The following is a 15,591-nucleotide window of genomic DNA, read 5'->3' on the forward strand; positions in this document are numbered from 1 at the left end:
GGACCCCAGGTGAACACTGGGCCAACGTTTGCGAATCGAGATGTGGACGCGACGTGTCGGTTTGGCCGTGGCGGCTGTTCGGGGGTCAGGTGGCAGCAGGTGCCGGGCTCGGTGCAGGCGTCGGCGGCGGTGTCGGCGCCACAACCGAGCCCCGCGTCACGTCCACGGCGGAGAAGACCGAAGCCGAGCCGCCCGTGCCGAGGAGCTCATTCAGCCGGAAGCGGCCCGAGATCAGCCCCGCCGCCCCATCGTCCCCCACGCTCAGTCCACCTGGGCCGCATACGCGTTTGCCCGGCCGGCCACGGCGTCGACATATGACTCCAGGTGGTTGTACGAAAAGATTGCGGACTGCCAGGTCCCGGCGGCCGACAGATCGCCGGAGTAGCAAAGGTAGAGCCCCGTGGCCAGGGCCGCATCGTCGACCTGCTGGGGGTCGTTGATGCCATCGCCGTTGCCGTCGGCGCCCCACCGCTGCCAGGTGCTGGGAATGAACTGCAGCGGGCCGACGGCCCTGTCCCACTGGGCGTTCCCGTCCCACCGGCCGCCATCGGTATCGGCGAACGCGTCCAGGGCGGTGCCGTCCAGAAGCGGACCGTAGATGCCTGGCCGCACCACTCCGTCCGCGTCGACGGATGACCCGGCGTGGGTGCCGTGGCCGGACTCGACGGCACCGAGGGCAGCGAGGGTGGTCCAGCCCAGGTGGCAGGAGGGCTGCCGACTCGCCATCGCGAGCGAGGCGCCCGCGTAACCCAGCAACGCGCGGTAGCCGATGCCGGTGGCCTCTGACGTGGCCTGCGCCCACGGCACCGAGACGAGTGACGCATCATCCGTTGACACGGACGCGACGACGGATGCTGCAGTGGCGCTCCCGGCCAGGGGTGGCTGGGTGGGGGCGGCGGGAGCCACGGTGTCCCCGGCGGCAGCCTCGAGGCGCAGAGAGGGAGCTGCACGGGCCGGCACCGGCGCGTGGCCGTGCGCCAGCCACCCGAACACCAGCCAACCGGCCAGCGCCAGGAAGGCGACGAAGAGCCACCAGCCTCCCAGCCCCCGCATCACCACGACGCGCTCGTCCCGGCGTCCGCCGCGCGGCCTCTCCCCCGGGTCAACCGCACGCCCGGGTCGGCGCTGGGCCGAGGGTCTTCGGTGACTATCGCCGCCGGGAACGCCCCCAGTGCCCCGTTGCACGCCTCGCGGCTCGACGAGGCGGCACCGTACCAGCGTCCGCTGGTCATCACGGGAACATCGCCGACGGTCACGAACCAGCCGTGAGTGCCTGAGGACGGCCCCGTCACACACGTCACGACCATGTCCTCGACGACGGCCTGCAGGGCAAGCACATGGGTGCGTGCCGCCGTGAACGATCCGTAGACGGAAGAACTGCGACCGAGTTCGCGGTTGTTCGGAGCGAGCAGGCGCCAGATGCCGGATTCCCCCGCCAGCGCAGCGCTGGCGGCAGCCCCAGCCGCGCGTGGCAGGCGGGGCTGCATGGTCGCCTCGCGCGCGTCGGCGAGTTCGGCACCGGCCCGGAGGTGCTCCCGCAGGGCGACCCAGCCCTGTAAGCGCGGGTCGCTGAATGAGCGGAACGCCGAAAAGACGAAGATCGGGCTCGCTGACACGCTTACCCCCACCCCCCGAACCATCCATGACCGGGACGCACCGTCGGTGTGACGATCTTCCTCAGCGAGAACGTTCGTGGCCACGGGTGGCCGAGACCTTGCGCCCGGGTGAAGGAGACGTGTACGCGGGGTGACCGGGCGGGTCGGGCTAGCGGCGGAATGCCTTCCGGGCCAACCAGTTTCCGAAGAACTGCACCAGCTGCACGAACACGATGATCAGCAGCACGGCCGCCCACGTGACGACCGGGTTGAACTGGCGGTAACCGTAGAGCAGCGCGAAGTTTCCAAGCCCGCCCCCGCCGACGTAACCGGCCACGGCCGACATGTCCACCAGCGCGACGAAGATGAAGGTATAGCCGAGGATGAGCGGGCCGAGCGCCTCGGGCAGCAGCACGGTGAAGATGATCCGGGCCGGACCGGCGCCCACGCTGCGCGCCGCCTCGATCACGCCGGGCGTCACGGTGAGCAGGTTCTGTTCGACGATGCGCCCCATAGCGAAGGATGCCGCGAGCGAGATGGTGAAGATGATCGCGGCGTTGCCGATGCCGGTGCCCACGACGACCCGGGCGAGCGGCTGGGCGGCGGCGAGGAAGATGATGAACGGGATCGGCCGCACGATGTTCACCAGCAGGTTGAGCACCACGAACACCGGACGGTTGGCGAGGATGCTGCCGGCCCGGGTGAGGTACAAGCCCAGCCCGACGAGGAGGCCACCGATCCCGCCGAAGAAGAGGGTCAGGCCGACGATGTAGAGGGTCTCCCCCGCGGCGATCCAGAGTTCGGGCAGCAGGGTCATCAGGCTGTCCATCTCAGCGCACCTCCGTCACGGTCGTGTGCGTTCGGACTCGGTCGAGGGCGGCGTCGATGGCCGCGTCGCCCGTGGCATCCTGCGCCCCCGGCGCGGCCAGGGCGAGCGTCAGGTGGCCGAACGAGCGGCCCTGGATCTCGTTGATGCCGCCGTAGACGACTTCGAAGGTGACGCCGGCGGCGGCGAACTCGCCGAAGACGCGGGCCTGGTCGACGCTGCTGTCCCGGAACGCGAGCGTGACGAGGCGCCCGGTGTGCCGGCCGCGCAGCACGGCGAGCTCGGCCGGAGACGGCAGTCCCTTGACGACGGTCGACACGAACCGGGCGGATGCCGGCTGCTGCGGGTTCGAGAACACGTCGAACACGTCGCCGCGTTCGATCACCCGGCCCTGGTCCATCACGGCGACCTTGGTCGCGATGGTCTGGATGACGTCCATCTCGTGGGTGATCACGATGATGGTGACCCCGAATTCCTTGTTGACCCGAGCGAGCAGGTCGAGCACCTCATGGGTGGTCTCCGGGTCGAGCGCGCTGGTGGCCTCGTCGGCGAGCAGGATGCCCGGCTGGCTGGCCAGGGCCCGGGCGATGCCCACGCGCTGTTTCTGGCCGCCGGAGAGCTGGTCGGGGTAGGCGCGGGCCTTGTCGCTGAGCCCGACGAAGTCGAGCATCTCGGCGACCCTGGCCCGGCGCGCCGGCTTGGTCTGCCCGGCCACCTCCAACGGGTAGCCGACGTTGCCCGCGACGGTGCGCGAGCCGAGCAGGTTGAACTGTTGGAAGATCATGCCGATCCCCAGCCGCACCGGGCGCAGCTCCCGTTCGGGCAGGCGGGCGATGTCCTGCCCGTTGATGAGGATCTCGCCCGAGGTGGACCGTTCGAGGGCGTTCACGAGCCGGACCAGGGTGCTCTTGCCTGCCCCGGAGTAACCGATGATGCCGTAGACGTCGCCGGCGTCGATCGTGAGGCTGACCTTGTCGATGGCGACGACATCCGTGCCGCCCTTGGCCGTGGCCGGGTACACCTTGCTCACGTCACGCAATTCGACAACGGGGCTGGGGGCAGGCATGGAACGTCCTTACTGACTGACTGACTGGCATGGTGCGGGGTGCCGGGCCGCGACTGCGACTGTGTCCGTTCCGGTCGAGCGCGACCGTTGGAACGGGCACACTCGACCGGAACGGGCACACACGAACGGACCCGGGGCGGGACGGGTGGGGCTACTTCTTTGCCCTGGTGTCCTTCTCGACCTTGGCGAGCGCGGTTTCGAGATCGGCGACGGGGGTGGTGACGAGTTCGGCCGAGCCGCCGGAGACCTCGAGCACGCCGTCCTGCACGGCCTTCGTGGTCTGGTAGATGTCGACCAGCTTCTTGAAGGTGGCGTTGTCCTTGTCCTCGGCCCGGGCGGCGAAGATGTTCACGTACGGCAGCGCGTTGGGGTCGCTGGGGTCGTCCTGGGCGAGGGCGTCTTCGACCTTGAGGCCGGCCTTTTCGACGAAGTCGTTGTTGATGATCGCCCCGGCGACGTCGGGCAGCGAGGTGGCGGTGAGCGACGCCTCGAGTGCGGTCACGGTGACCTTGGACTTGTCCTTGTCGATGTCGGCGAGGGTGGAGTAGATGGTCCCGCCGTCTTTCAGCGTGATCAGCTTCGCCGACTGCAGCACGAGCAGGGCGCGGGCCAGGTTGCTGACGTCGTTCGGCACCGCGATGGTGTCGCCCTTCTTGATCTCGCTGACCTTGCCGTACCGGGTCGAGTAGAGGGCGAGGGGGTAGATCGCGGTGGCGCCGACCGGCACCAGGTCTGCCTTGCTCGCGACGTTGTACTCGGCGAGGTAGACGATGTGCTGGAACTGGTTGAGGTCCAGTTCGCCCGCGGAGAGGGCCGGATTCGGCTGCCCGAACTCGGCGAAGTCGACGATGTCAACCGTGATGCCGGCATCCGCTGCGGCCTTTTCGTAGACGGCCCAGTACGGGTCGCTGGCGCCGACGACGCCGATCTTGACGGTCTTGTCTGACTCGGTGGATCCCGCGGCGCAACCGGCCAGCAGTGCGATCAGTGGTACGACCGCGAGCGCGGCGAGAAGTCTCTTCTTCACGATGTGTTTCCCCTTTGGCTGTGGGTGCCGGCGCAATGCTCGGGCACAGAGGAACCACGCCAGACGAGAAGGGTGGGAGTCTGTGCCGCTGCAGCGCCAGGCACACCCCTAGGTTATCGGCGGATGCTGCGCCTCGTGCGCCCGTACGTCACACGAGGTCACAGCATCTGCGACCCTAGCCCTCGATCAGCTCGGACAGTTCGATCCAGCGGGTTTCGAAACCGGCGATGGCGGACTCGAGCCCCTGCAGTTCGGTGCTCAGCGCGCCCAGACCGTCGTAGTCGGACTGGTCGTGCACGGCCAGGCTCTCGTGCAGGGCGATGATCCGGGCGTTCTGCTTGGCGACCTTGCGGTCGATCGACGCGAGCTCCTTCTGGGCGTTGCGCAGATCGGCGCCGCCGATGGCGAGCTTGCGTGATGCCTTGCCGCCCGACGTGTTCGACTCGTTCGCCGCGGCCGGCTTGTCGTTCCCGTTGATCTGGTTCTTGCGCATCTCGAGGTACTGGTCCACGCCGCCGGGAAGGTGACGGAAGGCGCCTTCGGTGACCGCGTACTGGTTGTCGGTCACGCGCTCGATCAGGTACCGGTCGTGCGAGACGACCAGCAGTGTGCCGGGGAAGGAGTCGAGCAGGTCCTCCATGGCCGCGAGCATGTCGGTGTCCAGGTCGTTGGTGGGCTCGTCGAGGATCAGCACGTTCGGCTCGTCGAGCACGATCAGCAAAAGCTGCAGGCGCCGCTTCTGCCCGCCGGAGAGGTCCTTGACCTGGGTGGTCAGCTGCGCGCTCATGAAGCCCATCCGCTCGAGCATCTGGCCGGGGGTGATTTCCTTGCCGCCGGCGATGTACGACGTCTTCTGGCGGCCGATGACCTCGCTGACGCGGTCGTTCTGGATGCCGTCCAGTTCGAACAGCTGCTGGGTGAGCACGGCGACCTTGATGGTCTTGCCGCGCTTGACGTGCCCGCTGGTGGGCTGAAGCGATCCGGCGACCAGGTTCAGCAGGGTGCTCTTGCCGGCTCCGTTGACGCCCATGATGCCGGTACGCTCTCCGGGCGCGATCCGCCAGGTGATGTCGTTCAGCACGGTCTTGTCGCCGAACTTCACCGAGATGTCGATCAGGTCGACGACATCCTTGCCGAGGCGCTGCATGGCCATCGACTGCATCGAGACGGTGTCGCGGGGCGGCGGCTCGTTCTCGATCAGCACGTTGGCGGCGTCGATGCGGAACTTGGGCTTGGCGGTGCGGGCCGGTGCTCCGCGGCGCAGCCAGGCCAGTTCCTTCTTCATCAGGTTCTGGCGCTTGGCTTCAACCACGGAGCTCATCCGGTCCCGCTCGACGCGCTGCAGGATGTACGCGGCGTAGCCGCCCTCGAAGGGCTCGATCAGGCGGTCGTGCACCTCCCAGGTCATGTTGCAGACCTCGTCCAGGAACCACCGGTCGTGAGTGACGACCACGAGGCCGCCGGAGTTGGGGGCCCAGCGGGTCTTGAGGTGGCCGGCCAGCCAGGAGATGCCCTCCACGTCGAGGTGGTTGGTGGGCTCGTCGAGGAAGATGACGTCGTGGTCGCCGATCAGCACGGCGGCGAGGGCCACCCGGCGGCGCTGGCCACCGGAGAGGTCGTCGACGAGGGCGTCCCAGGGGATGTCCCGCACGAGACCCCCGATGACGTCGCGCACCTTGGCGTCGCCGGCCCAGATGTGCTCGTCGATGCCGCCGACGATGGTGTGGCCGACGGTCTGGCCCGAGGCCAGGTCGTCGGACTGGTCGAGCATGCCGATCGTGACTCCGCGGCGGCGGGTGACGCGGCCCTCGTCGGGCTCCATCCGCCCGGCCAGCAGGCGCATGAGGGTGGACTTGCCGTCGCCGTTGCGGCCGACGACGCCGATGCGGTCGCCTTCGTTCAAGCCGGCGGTGACGCTGTCGAAGATGACGCGGGTGGGAAATTCAAGGTGCAGGGACTCGGCCCCGAGCAAATGTGCCATAGGGTCCTAGTTTACCCGCCCCGCCTGAGAGCCCCGCGCGCCTTCTGTTCGGGGCTAGTCGTGGATGACCCGGGCACCGTGCACCGGGCCGGTGGCCCGCACCACGCGCAGCCGGGAGGCGCTGAGCGCGACCTGCAGTTCGAGGGCGTTGTCGGCATCGGCGACCAGGAACGCGACGGTCGGACCGGAGCCGGAGAGGATGCCGGCGAGCGCCCCGTTCTCTTCGCCGAGTTCGAGCACCTTGCCGAGGCCGGGGGCCAGGTGCAGCGCGGGCGCCTGGAGGTCGTTGTGCAGGGCCTCCGCCAGCATCCGCGGGTCGCCGGCGCGCAGCGCCTGCAGCACGTTCGCATCCACGGTGGGCTGGATCTGGGCCGGGAAGATGTCCTGGGCGTGACGCTCGCGGTGGCGGTCCAGTTCGTTGTAGACAGCCGGCGTGGACAGGCCGAAGTCCGCCAGGGCGAACACCCAATGGAACTGTCCCTTTGCGAGGGCCGGGCTGAGCTGGTCGCCGCGGCCGGTGCCGATCGCGGTGCCGCCGGTGAACGCGAACGGGACGTCGGCGCCCAGGGTCGCGGCGATGGCGAGCAGGTCGTCGCGGGTGGCTTCGGTTCCCCAGAGGGTGTCGCAGGCCAGGAGAGTCGCCGCGGCATCCGCGGACCCGCCGCCCATTCCGCCGGCGATGGGCACGTTCTTCTCGATCTCCAGGCGCACGCCGCCGCGGAAGCCGGACTTGCGGGCCAGCGCCTGAGCGGCCCGGATGGCCAGGTTGCTGCCGTCGACGGCCAGTCCGGAGGTGTCGATGGAGCCGCCGAACGTGACCGAGAAATCGTCGGCCGGGTAGGCGCGCACATCCTCGCTCAGCGACACCGCCTGATAGGCCGTCGCGACCTCGTGGTATCCGTCTTCGAGCACGGCGCCGACTTTGAGGAAGACGTTGATCTTGCCCGGTGCCCTCGCGTGCACCACTGGGGAAGCGGCCGCGTTGGTCATGTGACTAACCTAGCCCAGCCCCACCGGCTCTACTGCCCCGCGGGTCAGTGGTCCCAGGCGCGGGCGATGGCGAGGAAGTCGTCCACGGTGAGCTGCTCGCCGCGTTCGGTCGGGTCGATCCCGGCCTTCGTCAGGATCTCGCTGGCGGTGGCGGAGTCGCCGAGAACGGAGGACAGCGACTGGCGCAGCATCTTGCGACGCTGCTGGAAGGCGCCGTCGACGAGGGCGAACGTGTTCAACCGCAACTCCTCCGACGCGAGCGGTTCGGCCCGGCGCTCGAACGCGATCAGGATCGAGTCCACGTTCGGCACCGGCCAGAACACCTGCCGGCTCACCTTGCCGGCGGTGCGGAACTGGCCGTACCAGGCGGCCTTGACGCTCGGGCTGCCGTAGACCTTGGAGCCGGGCGGCGCGGCGAGGCGCTCGCCGACCTCGGCCTGCACCATCACCACGCCGGCGCGGATCGACTCGAAGTGTTCGAGCAGGTGCAGCAGCACGGGCACCGACACGTTGTACGGCAGGTTGGCCACGAGGCGGGACGGTTCGCCCGGGATCTCGGTGATCTTCAGCGCATCGGCACGGATGACGGTGAGCGGCGCGCCCGGGTGCATGAGTTCGACCGTGATCGGAAGCTGTTCGGCGAGCCGGTCGTCGATCTCGACGGCCACGACGCGAGCACCGGTCTCGAGCAGGCCGAGGGTGAGGGAGCCGAGGCCCGGCCCGACCTCGACCACGGTGTCGGCGGGGGTGATCGTGGCGACCTTGACGATGCGGCGCACCGTGTTGCCGTCGATGACGAAGTTCTGGCCGAGCTTTTTGGTGGGGTTGACGCCCAGCATCTCGGCCAGATCGCGGATCTCGGCGGGACCGAGCAGCGAGCGGCCGGCGGGTGCGGCGGGCGTCGCGGTCGACAGCTCGGTCGATGGCTCGTTCGACAGCTCGGTCGATGGATCCTCGGCGCTCGGTGCGTCGTCGCCGGCGGTCTCGTCGACCGGAGCCACGTGCCGGCCGCGGGCAGGTTCGCCCTCGGAGATCGAGCCGGCCTCCGCGACCGGTCCGGGCATGGGCTCCGCTGCGTCTCCCGGGTCGTAGCCGTGGCGCGGCGGGGTCATGCAAGCCCGCCAGTCGGGCGCGTCCTGGTGTTCGGCAGGCTGTCGGGGGCGGTCACCGGTTCGGCATCCCACCGCCCGTAGACCAGTTCGGTGTTCGAGGAGATCTGGGCGGCGAGCATGGTGACGTCCGTTTCAAGGTGATCGGCCATGGCACGCAACGTGTTCGGCAGCAGGTAGGGCGCGTTCGGGCGACCGCGGAAGGGCGCCGGGGTGAGGAAGGGGGCATCCGTTTCGACCAGAAGCAGGGCGCGCGGCACGGCCGCGAGGGCTTCGCGCAGGTTCCCGGCGTTCTTGAAGGTCACGGTGCCGGCGAAGGAGAGGTACCAGCCGTGGTCGGCGCAGACACGGGCCATATCGACGTCACCGGAGAAACAGTGGAACACCGTGCGTTCGGGGGCTCCCACCCTCAGCAGGGTCTCGATCACGGCCTCGTGGGCGTCGCGGTCGTGGATCTGCAGGGCCAGGCCGTTCCGCTTGGCGATCTCGATGTGCGCTTCGAACGAGCGCAACTGGCTGGCATGGCCCTCGGGCCCGGTGCGGAAGAAGTCCAGCCCTGTCTCCCCCACAGCGACAACGCGGGGCCGGGTCGCCAGCTCGGCGATCTCCGCGATCGCGTCGTCGAGGATTCCGGCCGCCTCGTACACCGGGGCCTCGTTGGGGTGGATGGCGACGGCAGCGAGCATGCGCGGCTCCCGCGCCGCCATCTCGGCCGACCAGCGCGAGGTTTCCAGGTCGCCGCCGACCTGGATGACGCCGCGCACGCCGACGCTCGACGCCCGGTCGAGCTGCTCGGCCACACTCAGGGCCTGCTCGCCGTCGGCGATCTCCAGATGGGTGTGGTTGTCGTACACCGGCACCACCAGGGGTACCGGCAGCGGCGGGTAGCTCAGGTCGCGGCCGGCCCCCGGGTCCCGCTGACGAACGTGACCGGGCTCGTCAGCCAACGGTGGCCTCGATCCGTGGGAAGAGCGCTTCCAGCGGGGACACCTTCGGGCCGCCGGTCCACAGCCAGGCCTGGTCGATGCGCTGGTCGGTGACCAGGCCGGTGCCGCCAAGCGCGGTCCAGAGCTTCGCGGTGGCCTGGGGCACGACCGGCGAGAGCAGCACGGCCAGGGTGCCCAGTCCGCGCACGGCGGTGTGGAGCACTGCCTCCAGCCGTTCCCGGTTGGCCGGGTCCTTGGCGAGAGCCCACGGTTCCTGGCTGGTGATGTACCCGTTCAGTTCGTCGACGAGCTCCCAGACGGCGGCGAGGGCCTCGTGAATGGCGAGGTGGCTGATGGCCAGCGTGGCGGCATCCGTCACCCTCTTCTCGGTGCCGCGGATGAGTTCGTCAGCCTCCTCGAACGTGCCGGCGGCGGGGATCACACCGTCGCAGTAGCGCACGACCATGGCGATCACGCGGGAGGCGAGGTTGCCGAAGCCGTTGGCGAGTTCGGACTGGTACCGGGCCGAGAGGTCCTCCCAGGAGAAGGAACCGTCCTGGCCGAAGCTGATGGCGCGCATGAAGTAGTAGCGGAACGCATCCGAGCCGAACGTGTCGGTGATCTGGCTCGGCGCGATGCCGGTCAGCTTCGACTTGCTCATCTTCTCGCCGCCCACCAGCAGCCAGCCGTGGCCGAAGACCCGGCGGGGCACCTCGATGCCGGCGGCCATCAGCATGGCGGGCCAGATCACGGCGTGGAAGCGCAGGATGTCCTTGCCGACCACGTGGGTCGCGGGCCAGAGCCGGCTGAACTTCTCGTCGTCGTGGCCATAGCCGGCGGCGGTGATGTAGTTCAGGAGCGCGTCGAACCAGACGTAGACGACGTGACTGTCGTCCCACGGAACCTTGATGCCCCAGTCGAAGCTGGAGCGGGAGATCGACAGATCGGACAGGCCCTGCTTGACGAAGGAGATGACCTCGTTGCGCGCCGATTCGGGCTGCACGAAGTTCGGGTTCTCCTCGTAGAGCGCGAGGAGCTTGTCGGCGAAGGTGCTCATCCGGAAGAAATAGTTCTTCTCGTGCAGCAGTTCGCACGGGATGGAGTGGATGGCGCAGACCTGCTGGCCAGCGTACTCCCCGACGCCGTCGATGAGGTCGCTCGGCTGCTTGTACTCCTCACAGCCGACGCAGTAGAAGCCCTCATACTCGCCGGTGTAGATGTGGCCGGCGTCGTAGAGGTGCTGCAGGAACTTCTGCGCGTTCACCTCGTGGCGCTCGTCGGTGGTGCGGATGAAGTCGTCGTTTCGAATGTCGACCGTCTTCAGCAGGGGCTTCCAGGCGGTCTCGACCAGTCGGTCGGCCCACTCCTTCGGCGTGACGCCGTTGGCGGTCGCGGTGCGCAGGATCTTCTGCCCGTGCTCGTCCGTTCCGGTGAGCAGCCAGGCGTCCTCCCCCGACTGGCGGTGCCAGCGCGCGAGCACGTCGGCGGCCACTTCGGTATAGGCGTGCCCGATGTGGGGGACATCATTCACGTAGAAAATGGGCGTGGTGATGTAAAAAGATGAGCCGTCGGACATGGTCACATTCTATTGGGAGCAGCGGATGAAGCTGGCCCCGTTACTCGGCGGGGCTGTTTCTGCGGCCCACGGCCCGGTGGCCCGGCCCGTGCCGCGCGCGACGGCCGGCATCCGTCCTGAGCACGATCATTCCCTCGGCCTCGCCCCGCTCGCGTTCACGGCAGGCATCCTGCGCCTCGTCCAGCGGGTAGATCGAGACGACGGGAACCACGATCCGGTGGCTGGCAACCAGATCGGCCACGGTCGCCACGGTGATCCAGTTGATCCAGGGTTCGCTCGACATCGCCGCGTCGACGACCGGGTCGAGTTCGGCGTCGATCCCATGGGGGGCGACCTGTGCGACACGACCCCCGCGAAGTCGGTGCCCTGCCCGGCGGGGAACCGAGGCGTGGGGTTCAGTCCGGTCGCTTCGACCCTGACCAGGACCTGCCCGGCTTCCGGTACCGGCAGGGGCTCCTCGATGATTTCGAGGAGCGCGAGTCTCCCGTAGTTGGGGAATTTCACGGCCCGGTTCATTGCACACCTTCCGGGGGCTGCCTCTGACGTCGCCTGGTGCCGACACTGGCGCCCCGAACGTCGAGTATCCCTCACTTATCTCCGGATGCTCTGTCAGCTTCGGCGAACTATGTGCCGGGGCGACTCGTCGGTGCAGCGGTTCAGGAGAGCGGAAGTGACTGGAAGTCGTCCTGGGCCGGCGTGCTCTTGCCCGTTTTCTGCTGCAGGGCGGCCTCGTACAGGTCGCGCTTTCCGAGCCCGGACGCGGCGGACACGTCCGCGGCGGCATCCTTGAGGCGAGTGCCGGCCGCGACCAGCGCCAGCACCTCGGCCACACCGGTCTCGAGGTTGAGCACGCGCGCCTCGGCTCCGGCCACGACGATGCAGATCTCGCCCTTGACCCCGGCGGCGGCCCACTCGGCCAGCTCGGCCGCGGTCCCCCGCTTCACTTCCTCGTAGAACTTCGTCAGCTCGCGGCAGACCACGACCCGGCGTTCGGCCCCGAGGACCGCGGCGAGGTCGGTCAGGGATGCCGCCAGGCGGTTGGGGGATTCGAAGAACACCATCGTTCGCCGTTCCGCGGCCACCTCGCGCAGGGCGGAGACGCGGTCGCCGTGCTTGCGGGGCAGGAAGCCTTCGAAGGTGAACCGGTCGGTCGGCAGCCCTGACACGGCGAGCGCCGCCAGCACGGCGGACGGCCCGGGCAGCACCGACACGACGACGCCGGCGGCGACGGCGGCATCCACCAGGTGGAACCCGGGGTCGGAGACGGTGGGCATCCCCGCGTCGCTGAGGACGAGGATGTCGGTGTCGCGCGCCAGTTCCACGAGTTCGGCCGCCTTGCCGCGTTCGTTGTGGTCGTGCAGGCTGATCAGCCGGGGGCGGTTCTCGACGCCGAGCGCCTTGAGCAGGTGCACCGTGACCCGGGTGTCCTCGGCGGCGATGATCGACATCGTCGTCAGGGCCTCAACCAAACGCGCCGACGCGTCGCCCAGGTTTCCGATCGGGGTGGCAGCGAGGATGATCATGCTCCCAGTCTCGCAGCCCCGGCTCACTACGATGGTCAGGTGTTCCTCACTAACCGCGCGTTCCGCTGGGCCGGCCCCCTCGCGGTGACCATCCTGGCCGCGGTTCTGCGCCTGTGGAACCTCGGCAGCCCGCACTCGCTGGTCTTCGATGAGACCTTCTACGTCAAGGATGCCTGGACACTTTTCAACCACGGCTACGAATCGACCTGGCCCGACCAGGCGGATACCCTCTTCGCGGCCGGCCAGACCCACATCTTCCTCACCGCCCCGTCGTTCGTGGTGCATCCCCCGCTCGGAAAGTGGCTGATCGCGCTGGGGATGGCGGCCTTCGGGCCCGACAGCAGCTGGGGCTGGCGCATCATGACCGCCCTGATCGGCGTGCTGGCGGTCGTGCTGCTGATGCTGATCGCGAAGAGGCTCCTCGGGTCGACCCTGCTGGCCGTGATCGCCGGGTTCCTGTTCGCCATCGACGGCAACGCCATCGTCATGTCCCGGGTGGCCCTGCTCGACAACTACGTGATGTTCTTCGCCCTGCTCGGTTTCGGTGCCGTGCTGCTCGACCGGGACTGGCACGCCGGGCGGCTGGCCGCCCGGGTGGCGCGAGAGCGGGACGCCGGGCGCGACCCCGGCTGGGGCCCGGCCCTCTGGTGGCGGCCCTGGCTGCTCGCCGCGGGGCTGGCGTTCGGCCTCACCAGCAGCGTCAAGTGGTCGGGCTTCTACTTCCTGGCCGCATTCGGCGTCTACCTCGTGGTGGTGGACGCCCTCGCCCGGCGGCGGGCCGGAATCCCGTTCTGGTGGAGCGCCGCGCTGCTGAAGCAGGCACCCGCCACTTTTCTGCTGACCGTCCCGATCGCCGTGGCCACCTACCTCGTCGCCTGGACCGGCTGGTTCGTGACCGCCGGCGGGTACTACCGCGACTGGGCGTCCTCCCCCGGGGCCGCGTGGACGGGCGCCCTCGCCTGGGTGCCGGGCACGGTGCAGAGCTTCTGGCACTACCAGGTGGCCGCGTACACCTACCATGTGGGCCTCAGCACGCCGCATCCGTACCAGGCCAACCCGCTGACCTGGCTGTTCATGATCCGGCCGACCAGCATGTACTACCGCGGCTCCTCGCTGGGCGAGAACGGCTGCGGCACCGGAACCTGCTCCGAAGCGATAACGGGGATCGCCAACCCGCTGATCTGGTGGGCGGCAACGGCCGCGATCTTCTACCTCGTCTACCGTCTGGCCCGGTACCGGGAATGGCGCGTCGGCCTGATCCTGATGGGCCTGGTCGCCGGCTACCTGCCCTGGCTGATGTATCTGAACCGCACGGTGTTCCAGTTCTACACGATCACGTTCGAGCCGTACCTGCTGCTCGGCCTCACCTTCGTGATCGGCGTCATCCTCCGCCTGGCCCCGACGGACGCCGCCCCTGCTGCCACCTCCGGGGACGTGACGGATGCCGCGGTGACGGATGCCTCGTTGACGGATGCCGCCCCGCCAGGTGCAGCGGCGCCGGATGCCGCGCCAGCCCAGGCCCGCTGGCTCGTGCTGGCATTCCTGATCGCCGCCACCGTCGTCAGCGCCTTCTTCTACCCGCTCTGGACCGGCACCCAGACGTCTCTGCAGTACTGGCAGCTGCACATCTGGCTTCCCGGCTGGCGCTGATTCCCGACCAGATTCGGTGAAACCGCAGCTCCTTCATATGCCGCCGATGGCATATAGCGACTGGGAAACAGGTGTGAAAACACCCCCCGCAAGGGGATTGCGCCCATAGGATACAGATATCTGTTTCGCGAGTATTTGCTCCATCACCGGCTGAGAAGTCCAGACACCAACCAAAGGCCTCATGTCGGAAGCTGCAGCTGCACCCACGGTGCGCATTGTCAAGACTCGCCCGGGTGGCGATTCGAAAAACCCCACTACCGAGTATTCATCGCTGCTGCACACCGTGCGCAATCTTGGCCTGCTGAAGCGGGCCACCGGTTTCTACTGGTTTGTTTTTTCGATGTTGATCCTGGCCACCGCCGGGGCCGCAACCGGTTTCGTCCTGCTCGGCGACAGCTGGTACCAGCTCATCATCGCCGGCGTTCTCGGCATCATCCTGACCCAGTTCGCGTTCCTCGCCCACGAGGCCTCGCACCGGCAGGTGTTCCAGTCCGGCAAGGCCAACGATGCCGCCGGCCGCATCCTCGCGAACCTGTTCGTCGGCATCAGCTACGCCTGGTGGATGAACAAGCACAGCCGTCACCACGCCAACCCGAACGTCATCGGCAAGGACCCGGACATCGAACCGGACTTCATCGTCTTCCGTGAAGAAGACGCCGCCAAGGTGAGCTGGGTCGGCTCCTTCGTCACCCGCAAGCAGGGCTACCTGTTCTTCCCGCTGCTGATGGCCGAGGGCTTCAACCTGCACGTGCAGGGCTTCAAGACGGTCTTCGGCCGCAAGAAGGTCGACAAGCGCTGGCTCGAGATCACCATGCTCACCACGCGCATCCTGCTGTACGTCGCCGTGATCTTCTACTTCCTGCCGCTGGGCATGGCGTTCGCCTTCATCGGAGTGCAGCTGGCCGTCTTCGGCGTGTACATGGGAGCGTCCTTCGCCCCCAACCACAAGGGCATGCCGCAGCTCCCACACGAGAGCAAGGTCGACTTCCTGCGTCGCCAGGTGCTGACCTCCCGCAACATCCGCGGCGGAACCTTCATGGACACGTTCATGGGCGGCCTCAACTACCAGGTGGAGCACCACCTGTTCCCGAACATGGCCCGGCCGCACCTGCGCAAGGCCCAGGAAATCACCAAGGAATACTGCCAGTCGCACAATATCCTCTACACGGAGACCTCGCTCTTCGAGTCGTACGGCATCGTGATCGCCTACCTGAACAAGGTCGGCCTCGGCGCCCGTGACCCGTTCGACTGCCCGATGGTCGCGCGGTTCCACCACCGCTAGACCTGCCGCGGAGCCCGAGCACAGAGACCGCCGCGAAGCC

The 15,591-nt window shown here is 68.3% G+C and carries 14 protein-coding genes; 2 read left to right on the top strand and 12 right to left on the bottom strand.

The window, feature by feature from the left end; translation table 11 throughout:
* Positions 1-261: 261 nt before the first annotated feature.
* The 12 genes from E3T42_RS05000 to rsmI form a co-directional block, all read right to left on the bottom strand.
* Positions 262-1,053 (bottom strand): lytic transglycosylase domain-containing protein, encoded by a 792-nt coding sequence (locus E3T42_RS05000; RefSeq protein WP_134402590.1) that lies wholly within the window; start codon positions 1,051-1,053, stop codon positions 262-264.
* Positions 1,053-1,616 carry a hypothetical protein gene (locus E3T42_RS05005; protein ID WP_134402591.1) on the bottom strand — a complete coding sequence of 188 codons (564 nt, stop codon included), beginning with the start codon at positions 1,614-1,616 and terminating at the stop codon, positions 1,053-1,055. The genes E3T42_RS05000 and E3T42_RS05005 overlap by 1 nt, the downstream gene beginning before the upstream one ends.
* A 148-nt stretch (positions 1,617-1,764) precedes the next feature.
* A complete protein-coding gene (locus E3T42_RS05010; protein ID WP_134367749.1) occupies positions 1,765-2,424 on the bottom strand; it encodes a methionine ABC transporter permease in 660 nt (219 codons plus the stop codon).
* A 1-nt stretch (position 2,425) separates the two neighbouring features.
* On the bottom strand, positions 2,426-3,487 hold the full coding sequence (locus E3T42_RS05015) for a methionine ABC transporter ATP-binding protein (protein ID WP_134367747.1): 1,062 nt from the start codon (positions 3,485-3,487) through the stop codon (positions 2,426-2,428).
* Between the two features lie 151 nt (positions 3,488-3,638).
* Complete coding sequence (locus E3T42_RS05020; protein ID WP_134402592.1) at positions 3,639-4,514, bottom strand: MetQ/NlpA family ABC transporter substrate-binding protein; 876 nt, start codon at positions 4,512-4,514, stop codon at positions 3,639-3,641.
* A 175-nt stretch (positions 4,515-4,689) separates the two neighbouring features.
* Positions 4,690-6,495: an ABC-F family ATP-binding cassette domain-containing protein gene (locus tag E3T42_RS05025; protein ID WP_134367743.1), complete on the bottom strand. Its 1,806-nt coding sequence runs from the start codon at positions 6,493-6,495 to the stop codon at positions 4,690-4,692.
* 54 nt (positions 6,496-6,549) lie between these two features.
* Positions 6,550-7,485, bottom strand: a complete 936-nt coding sequence (locus E3T42_RS05030) for a 4-(cytidine 5'-diphospho)-2-C-methyl-D-erythritol kinase (protein ID WP_134367741.1) — start codon at positions 7,483-7,485, stop codon at positions 6,550-6,552.
* Between the two features lie 44 nt (positions 7,486-7,529).
* Positions 7,530-8,324, bottom strand: coding sequence for a 16S rRNA (adenine(1518)-N(6)/adenine(1519)-N(6))-dimethyltransferase RsmA (gene rsmA / locus E3T42_RS05035; RefSeq protein WP_241975858.1), 795 nt, complete (start codon positions 8,322-8,324; stop codon positions 7,530-7,532).
* A 269-nt stretch (positions 8,325-8,593) separates the two neighbouring features.
* Complete coding sequence (locus E3T42_RS05040; protein WP_134367739.1) at positions 8,594-9,541, bottom strand: TatD family hydrolase; 948 nt, start codon at positions 9,539-9,541, stop codon at positions 8,594-8,596.
* Positions 9,534-11,096 (bottom strand): methionine--tRNA ligase, encoded by a 1,563-nt coding sequence (metG, locus tag E3T42_RS05045; RefSeq protein WP_134367737.1) that lies wholly within the window; start codon positions 11,094-11,096, stop codon positions 9,534-9,536. The genes E3T42_RS05040 and metG overlap by 8 nt, the downstream gene beginning before the upstream one ends.
* Before the next feature lie 40 nt (positions 11,097-11,136).
* Positions 11,137-11,379: a zinc-binding dehydrogenase gene (locus tag E3T42_RS05050; protein WP_134402593.1), complete on the bottom strand. Its 243-nt coding sequence runs from the start codon at positions 11,377-11,379 to the stop codon at positions 11,137-11,139.
* Positions 11,380-11,752: 373 nt separating this feature from the next.
* Positions 11,753-12,619, bottom strand: coding sequence for a 16S rRNA (cytidine(1402)-2'-O)-methyltransferase (gene rsmI, locus E3T42_RS05055; RefSeq protein WP_134367734.1), 867 nt, complete (start codon positions 12,617-12,619; stop codon positions 11,753-11,755).
* Positions 12,620-12,658: 39 nt separating this feature from the next.
* Between rsmI and E3T42_RS05060 the strand changes: the two genes are divergently transcribed.
* Positions 12,659-14,269 carry a dolichyl-phosphate-mannose--protein mannosyltransferase gene (locus E3T42_RS05060; RefSeq protein ID WP_134402594.1) on the top strand — a complete coding sequence of 537 codons (1,611 nt, stop codon included), beginning with the start codon at positions 12,659-12,661 and terminating at the stop codon, positions 14,267-14,269.
* Between the two features lie 181 nt (positions 14,270-14,450).
* A complete protein-coding gene (locus tag E3T42_RS05065; RefSeq protein WP_134367730.1) occupies positions 14,451-15,551 on the top strand; it encodes an acyl-CoA desaturase in 1,101 nt (366 codons plus the stop codon).
* Positions 15,552-15,591: the final 40 nt, after the last annotated feature.

The organism is Cryobacterium sp. TMT4-10 (assembly GCF_004403275.1).
Classification (GTDB): Bacteria; Actinomycetota; Actinomycetes; order Actinomycetales; family Microbacteriaceae; genus Cryobacterium; species Cryobacterium shii.